Annotated in this window: 1 protein-coding gene; it reads right to left on the bottom strand. The window is 71.2% G+C overall.

From position 1 onward, the window contains the following. On the bottom strand, positions 1-205 hold a 205-nt coding region (locus tag BN358_RS26845), incomplete at both ends, for a hypothetical protein (protein WP_198018472.1).

Genomic DNA, 205 nt, shown 5'->3' with positions numbered 1-205 from the left:
CCCGCTCGGCCGGGGTGAAGTCACGCCAGGAGAGCGTGGCGAGCGCCTGGTCGTGCGTCTCCGGATCGTAGGCGCCGTCCAGCTCGAGCCGCGCGACCCGCAGGGCCTTCACCTCGCCGACGAGCCGGGAGACCAGCCCCTCGTACATGCCCATGGCCAGCGGCTGGGCGTCCTGGAACAGGCCGTTCACCCACGGGTTGAGATA

Source organism: Sedimentibacter sp. B4 (assembly GCF_000309315.1).
GTDB lineage: Bacteria > Bacillota > Clostridia > Tissierellales > Sedimentibacteraceae > Sedimentibacter > Sedimentibacter saalensis.
The sequence above is the reverse complement of the archived record's forward strand: the minus strand, read 5'-3'. Positions and strand labels throughout refer to the sequence as shown.